This window comes from Brucella sp. NBRC 12950 (genome assembly GCF_030268145.1).
Lineage (GTDB): Bacteria > Pseudomonadota > Alphaproteobacteria > Rhizobiales > Rhizobiaceae > Brucella.
Window position 1 is genome coordinate 40,106 of the sequence record NZ_BSQC01000024.1, and the last position, 7,543, is coordinate 47,648.

Here is a 7,543-nt window from a genome sequence, read left to right on the forward strand (position 1 = left end):
AAGACGCGCGCCCATCGCAGCCCGAAACGTCGCGGGCGCGCCAAGCGCGGCGCGCTCCCGCAAGACCTTTACGCCTATGCCGAGACCCGGCCTTTGCCGCGTGTCGGGCGTCCGCCGAGACATTCCCCCGAGACTTGGACCGTTACCGACGACGGGTCCGTCCCGGCTGGAGACAATTCTGTCCGCCGTTCGCGACCGCACCCAGGAACGCGGCGAGCACATCGCCGAACTGAACAAACGCAGCGCTGAGACGGACCTGCACCTGAAACGGCTCTACGACGCCATAGTGGCCGGTGTGACCGATCTCGACGATCCGGCGCTGAAAGACCGTATCGAGGGCCTGCGCGCCCTCAGGGACCCCAAAGCTGATTCCGAGCGGGCGCAGGCCACGCTCTACTGTTCATCGCAGCAGGCGATCACGCCGCAGATGGAGCAGCGATTCGCGGCCGCCGCCCGCAAGCGGATGCGGATCGAGGGGGGCGGCTATCGGCGCGATCACCTGCGCGCCTTCGCGCCGCGCGTCGAGGTCGCCGAGCGCGACGTGTTCATCAAGGGATCGAAAGACGAGCTATTGTGGACGCTTGTCGCCGTAGGTAGCGGAAAATCGGCGGATTCAGGGGTGCCAGTTCTGTACCGAAATGGCGGGCCATGCGGGATAGCGATGAGAACTATATCTACTCCATAGCCCTCTATACCCCTCCTAAATAGGGACGTCGATGCAGTGGGTGCGGTTATGCTGATGGCAATAAGCAACGTCGTCGATGCCCGTTGACGACGCTGCGTTGAGGAATTGCCTTAGCGCTGGAGGAGTTTCAGCAATTCGGAATTGAGATGAGCGAACCCGTCGATGATGCCATCGAACACGTGATCCAACGCTCGACCATAGCCCTGATTCACCGCCGCAGTGTCGAACCCGAGAGCTTCCAGCCCGCTCAGGACGCCACCGGCATCATGCGCATCTGCAATTCGCAGATCGTTATTGACGAACAGGGCAGCGAGAGCCGAATTGCGATCCGTCAGGTCATCGGGTTCGGGATTCGCCCCGAAAGCATCAACCCGCTCGCCGTCAGAGTTTAGTCGTTCCACGACGTTGGACAAAGCCTGCATCAACTTCAAGCTGCCCAGATCCTTGACGTCCTTGCGAGCGTGACCGGCCTTCACGAGTAGGTCACGCAGAAGTCCATTCGGTATCCGCTGCCAGAGTTCATGGATGCTCTTGCACCTGGAGAGGAACGCCTGCTCAGTCATGGACAAGGGCGCCACCTGGGCGAGACGCGAGAGTGCAGGATAGTGCAACCAACCGTTCTTCCCAAGCTCTATGCGGGAAAGCCCAACGATTGCTTCCGCTGTAGACTGGATGCCCAGAGCATCGCCAAGGGCGGATAGACCATCTCCCAGGTCTAGAAGCTGAGTCACGAACCTGTCCGTCTTAGCGACGATGTTCTCCTCGTTCTGATCGAATGCGGCGACCTGTGACGGATCCAATGCGAATGCGTGTGCGTGGACGATCTCGCGATCGGGCTTGGGCTTGTACAATTCGCGTGTGGGTATCCTGATCAGGTTGCGGCCAGCACGAACGCAGTCGGTAAAGCTCCACTGCCCAAGATACGATGGGCTGCAATGCCACCGCCCATGGATGTTGACCGGTGTTGTATCGAAGAAGCTGCTCTGCTCGTACCTTTCGAGAAATCGATCATCCAAATAGACAGGATCTAAGCTCACCAAAGCGTCCGCTTTTCTGTGAGTCATAGGCTCATTCGCGCCGGGCCACATCAGCCCATCGGCAGTCCGTTCTGGGCACAATTCAGGCGTAACAGCAGCCACTGAGGCCCAAACCTGAACGAGCAAGCCACCATTGAATTCTCTGATGTCCAGCCGATACCACCCACCATTCGGCGCAAGTAAGACATGGGATTGATCTGCCATAAGCGCACGCAGCCCCTGGCTGTCGGGCAGCAGCGCTTCGTAGAAGAAGACCCGGACGCCGTACGCTCCCCTCATCCAGAGATATCGTCTCAGATATTCGTTGGACATCGTCCACTGAACATCTCGCTGAGCTGAGAAGTAGTACTGGGTCGTGATTTCTCCCTCGACAACGCCGAACTCGGGCAGGGACAGATCGTCGTAAATGATCCGTTGCTGCGTTCCACCTAGGGTTCGAGACGATAGACCCAGTGCCATCCAGACTTTCTCGGCCAAAGCATAGCTGTAGAAGGAGCCGCTCCCCCACGATGCGACGATGTAGTCATGACCCGATATGGAGGGAGAGAACGTCGGCAGGCCACCTTGATGTTCTATGTCTGGCACCGAGAAGGACACGACGCCATCGCTCGCCTCATGGACGACGCCCAAGGAGGCGAGTGCGTCCTCAGGCATCACTGCCATGATCATGTGGACGTATTCGCGGTTGGGCCCGTGTTGATCCCTATCCGAACGTGTCGTCACCTCAACCCTTAGCGCAGGGTTGTCGCCGACCTGTTCCAGCAGTGCCCGGAGCCTCGGAGGCAGGATCGCCGTCGGGATTGGGAACTGGTCCAGACAATCAATCAGCACGTCACTATTTCCAATGTCACTGATTTGCTCCTGCTATTCGCGGATTTGCGGATCTCGTCAAAGACCTTACATCGTTTTAGTTGAACCTTAGTTTGCGGCAAGCTTCTCACATGAACAACCGATAAGGATAAACATTTCGTGGCAAATCGGGGACGTTCGCAATTGTGCGCGCTAGTTTTTGGGAATAACGAATGCTGACCGGCACCGGGTCATAGAGCGCGTCGTTATTCCAATCCATCTTAGTCAATGCCAACGCCTCGTGAGCGGTCAATTCCAGCGGACCGCTGCCAGCATGACGGATCAGCTGCAGTGGCCGGGGGATGCTCTTCTTGCCCTGATAGTAATCGCCTTTGGTTGAGACCTCGGGGGCATTGCCCGCCACCCATACCAAGGCAGAATTGCCCGTGCGGATCACCATCGTCCCGCGCGGCACGGGAAACCCCGAAGGTTTTGACGGCGGTTTCTCCACGCCCGACTTGATGAGCCAGACGCCGCGCCAGCACGATGCCGAACTGACCTCGACGCACTCTATTTCCGCTACGCCAGTAAGCGCATCGAACGCGCCCTCGATTTCGGCTTCCTTGAACGCGGTCGTTTTGTGAATGACCATGCGTTTTGGCAGGTTGCCGCCATTGCGCCCCTGATAGAGTTCCAGGCTACGGGCAAGGACCGCGCGCATGTCGTCGCGACTGAGAAACGGGTTCCGGCGGGCTTCGGCCACGTCGGCCACCGGGTCTCGCGCCTCGAACGCGACGAACTGCATGCCGCCACCGTCCATGTCGAAGACCTGCGAGCAGCAAGTCACATAATGCGCGTCTTGCTGGTCACCGCGCAGGGCATACGCCAACCCGATGTAGGCGGTATCGGCTGGCACGCCTTTCAGCGGCGCCAGCTTCCACGGCGTCCCCGCAGCCTTCACATACAGCGCGGTCGAAAGACGCCACGCGAGCGAGGCCTTGTAGTTGAAGGTGAAGACGCGGTCGTTCAGGACCTGGGTCGGAATATTATACTTGGCACCCAGAGCCTTCAGTACGTCGTGTGCATCAAAGAATTTTCCACGTGTCGCCGTGTCCCAGTTGTCGGGAAAGTGGACCAGCGCAACGTCGAACTCATTGCGGACGGCGTCGAGGCGGCGGAGCGCGGCATCCATGGCAAGGTAGAGGCGATGTTGCGCGTCGCCGTCACCCGGTAGCTGGTCGAGACGCTCAGGCCACTTGATGTGCGCACTTGCGGGCGCTGCCTCGAGCGCCACGCGGAACAAACTCTCGAAACCGGGATATTCCGGCACATATTCCGATCGGTCGGAAGGCCGATGCACATTGCGCAACAGCTTCATCAGATCGCCACGACGGTGGAAAGCGCTCTCCGGGCCAACCGTCGCGATTCGAATGCGGGGAGTGTATCCGCTAAACGATCCTTTCGAGTACGGCCCGAAGTTCAGGAGGCCGCGCAGTGGATGGACATCTACCTGAGTGGCGTCGGATGGCGAAAACGACAGGTCCGGCTCATCCAAGAGTGTGAATGGCGGCAGCTCGGTGAGGGCTGGGTTCGCCATCATTTGCTCCTGTCGAAGTAGGTGTGGTGATGCGACGGTCGGCTAAACCCGGTGACGGGTGACACCTTGAACACGGCATCAATGCCAGTGCCATCTTCGAGTCCGAAAGCGCTTCGAAGCGTGCCGCCCGTCTCGGTCAGAAGCTGTGCCCAAGCCCCAATAATGCTGGCCCAATTCCTATTATAGCGCGGAGCCCATCGTTCGCGGCGCCAGTCACCGGAAGGATCACCTCGTCGCTCGGCTTGCATGCCCATTTCAGCTGCAGCTTCTTGCGCGACCAGATCCTCCGCACCTTCCGTTTGTGGAGTGTCTTGTCGGGGCAACTGGACGAACGTGTAAGGCTCGAAGCCGCACCACCACTTTCCATCGACCTGTTCCAGCTTGAGCTGGACACCCTCCTGAAACGGGAAGCCTAGCTTGGGCACTTTGCCAAACAGACTGGTGCCGTAGGCATCGCGCAGCCGGGATAGGGTTTGTTGCTGACGCCGCGTTCGATCAGGATCATCGCCGTCGCGCGGTGTTGCAACGACGAGCGAATGGCCCGAACGCCTGTAGCGTGGGATGAGCGGGCGCTGTCGGGCGAGAGATCGCACGAGCGTGTCGTAGAGCAATCCCATCGCCCAGCTATCGGCGACCGGATCTAGGTCGATCGTTCCAGCGAGCGATGGGCCGAGCGGAGCCAAGGCATCCAGGATTTCCTGGTCACGCCCGAACACCGCTAGCTCACGCCCCAAAGCGGCCGCCGTCGCCCGACATCCCTTCGCCTTGAAGATCTCGCGCACATCTGCCGATGTTGTCGGTTGGCTCAACCTGATGCGCCTGGCCGCGGTCGGCATCGATTGGAGCAGAATTGCCGAATAGCGCAGCACCGGGAATGCGCGGGCTTTGGCATTTGGAATCTGAACGGGTACGAGACGCGGCGTAGGTCGCCCTTCCATCACCCGATCAAGAAGCGGCTTGGGTAAATCGGTTACCTTGATGATATCGGCAGCCAGTTCGTCGAAGGTCGCGCACTCAACGACGGCCACGTCCACGCCAGCCGCTCCGGCGCGCTCTAGAAATTCGATCACTGCGGGCAGTAAACGCGAAACTGACGAGGTGAGCCAGTACAGCCCGTTCGGAAATGGCGAAGGCGCATCGAGAACCGTGTTCAGCGCCTCCATGATCGAAGCGTCGCGTCCGCTATAGCCGACGAAGATCATTCCAAAGCGCTTGCCGGATTCCACCAGCACATGCCGCATCCGGGCGTCTTGTTCCTCTAGTTCCGATCCCGTGTTCTTAATCGCGATCGACTGATAATCACCGTGGAGCTTAGCGACCAGCGGCCAGTCCGATTCATTGAGGCACCGCATGGCACGGTCCGCGGAATCGATCGCCGCCACGGTCGGGCGTTTCTGGCCGTCTATCGGGAGGATCGCATTTGCCAAATGCGCCGACTCCTCGATGAGCGGATCGAAGTTCGTGGTGAAAACGCTATCGACCTTGCCAGCAGCCATCAGACTGCCAAGCACCTTATGTCCAAAACAGGGAGTGCCCTTGGAGATCGCATCATCTATATACTGTCGGCGATGCCGAGCCTCTGGATAAACCGCCTCGAAGGCCTTGGCGTATTCCGTAGGATCACCGTCAGGCGGCAACAGCGAGTTTTGGCGGAAAAAGGCATCGATCCTGTCGATCCAGATCGGGTCAGCGGTATCGATCTCGCGCTTTGACAGGTTTGTTTCGCGGCAAAAGATTTGCGCCTTGAAATCGCGGATCATGGCATAGCCAGTCGGAATGCCGGACGCGGCCGATGCACCAGCACCGAGAAACCATGCCACGAGGGTTGGCCTGAGATCGAAAGCGGTTGCGAATTGTGCGGCGGATATAGTTTTTATCGGCACGGACTCCCCCTTTTAAGCCGTTGTGGGGAGCGGGTCGGTTCCCTCGCTCAAGATGGCGAGATATCGCCGGTAACTGAACACGCGCCCTCGTTTACGGCCGGTGATTTCTTCGACGATGCCGAACCGTTCCAGATCAGCGAGCGCGGCATTGACCGTGGGGGCTGAGAGACCTGTTTGCTGAACGAGTTGGTTGGCCGTCAGGAACGGGTTTTGCTGAAACAGATCGTGGATACGCAACGCGGAGCCTGACCGGTCGCTCTCTGTCGTAATCCGCTCGCGGTCTTCCTTGAACAGATCGACAATCCGGGTGGCGGCCTCGAACGCCTGATTGGCAGTGTCCGCCACACCGGCAAGGAAGAAATCGAGCCAGGCTTCCCATGCCCCGTGCTCGCGCACCTCCTGAAGCAGGCGGTAATAGTCGGCGCGATGCGTTTTGAGGTAAAGGCTCAGATAGAGCAGCGGCTTGCGCAGCACACCGTTGACGCACAGGTACAACGTCACCAACAAGCGGCCGATCCTGCCGTTTCCATCCAGGAACGGGTGGATGGTCTCGAATTGGACATGTAGCAGCCCGGCCTTGATGAGGGCGGGCAGACGCGAGCAGTCCTCGTGCATGAAGCGCTCAAGCGCATTGAGACAAGCATCCATCTCGGTCGGCGGTGGCGGCACGAAAAGCGCGTTGCCTGGACGTGAGCCACCGATCCAGTTCTGAGACCGCCGAAACTCGCCGGGATTTTTCGTCCCGCCGCGTCCGCTTTGCAGCAAGCGTTCGTGCATCTCGCGGATCAGACGCAGTGACAGCGGTAGCTCTTCCAGCCGTTCCAGCCCATACATCATCGCATCGACGTAGTTCGAGACTTCGCGGATGTCGTCGATCGGCTGGCCGGCCTGCGCTTCGGTCTCGAAGCGGAGCAGGTCCGAAAGGGTCGATTGCGTTCCTTCTATCTGGGACGAAAGGACGGCTTCCTTCCGCACGTACATGTAGAGGAACAGTTCTTGGCGCGGCAGCAGCATAGTGATACCGTCGAGGCGCCCCAAGGCACGTTCCGCCAAACTTAGCCGCTCCAGAAGGGTCAGCACGTCGATCGGCGGTTCTGGCGGCAGTGGCGGCGGTACGAAGGCACGCACGATTTCGCCCGCAACAGGGGTCTCGACAAAGCGGCCTAGCCGGAGGTTGGAATCTGATTCGGACATGCCTTCACTATGCGAAAGCAGTCTTAATTAAGCAATTGGCTTTTGGCTTAAATAGTGGGTGAGCTAAGATAAGCGCTCTTAAATAAGGGTCGACACCATCATCGGTAGGCATACGCAAACGATTCTTGGCAGTCTTTTTCCGCTTTTAGTGGCGGAAGTGCCGCCGATTGCGTCCTCTAAATAGTCCATCCTCGACAACACCGACGATAGCGAGTCATCCGAAAGATCATTGTAAGCGCGCATTTCTCTGCGCCTGTGATTGAATAGATTGATGCTGCAATTTGCGTCACGCCCGAAGGAGGGGCGCGACGCGATGGATGGAAACGAGAGAAACAGCATTCAGTTGAAGCCGATAGGC

5 protein-coding genes are annotated in these 7,543 nt (G+C 59.0%); 1 reads left to right on the forward strand and 4 read right to left on the reverse strand.

Annotated elements, in window-relative coordinates; genetic code table 11:
• Nucleotides 1-100 precede the first annotated feature (100 nt).
• The gene (locus tag QSJ70_RS26215; RefSeq protein WP_285541016.1) at nucleotides 101-685 is read left to right on the forward strand and encodes a hypothetical protein; all 585 of its coding nucleotides are present in this window, start codon (nucleotides 101-103) and stop codon (nucleotides 683-685) included.
• 110 nt (nucleotides 686-795) lie between these two features.
• Here the strand turns inward: QSJ70_RS26215 and QSJ70_RS26220 are convergent, their stop codons facing one another.
• The 4 genes from QSJ70_RS26220 to QSJ70_RS26235 all read right to left on the reverse strand — a co-directional run bounded on the left by QSJ70_RS26220 (nucleotide 796) and on the right by QSJ70_RS26235 (nucleotide 7,185).
• Nucleotides 796-2,553, reverse strand: a complete 1,758-nt coding sequence (locus QSJ70_RS26220) for a hypothetical protein (protein ID WP_285541018.1) — start codon at nucleotides 2,551-2,553, stop codon at nucleotides 796-798.
• A 106-nt stretch (nucleotides 2,554-2,659) separates the two neighbouring features.
• Nucleotides 2,660-4,108: an argonaute/piwi family protein gene (locus QSJ70_RS26225; protein WP_285541020.1), complete on the reverse strand. Its 1,449-nt coding sequence runs from the start codon at nucleotides 4,106-4,108 to the stop codon at nucleotides 2,660-2,662.
• Entirely contained in the window at nucleotides 4,108-5,991 is a 1,884-nt protein-coding gene (locus tag QSJ70_RS26230) for an SIR2 family protein (RefSeq protein WP_285541022.1), read from the reverse strand. Before QSJ70_RS26230 ends, QSJ70_RS26225 begins: the two co-directional genes overlap by 1 nt.
• A gap of 12 nt (nucleotides 5,992-6,003) precedes the next feature.
• Nucleotides 6,004-7,185 carry a Fic family protein gene (locus QSJ70_RS26235; protein ID WP_285541024.1) on the reverse strand — a complete coding sequence of 394 codons (1,182 nt, stop codon included), beginning with the start codon at nucleotides 7,183-7,185 and terminating at the stop codon, nucleotides 6,004-6,006.
• Nucleotides 7,186-7,543: the final 358 nt, after the last annotated feature.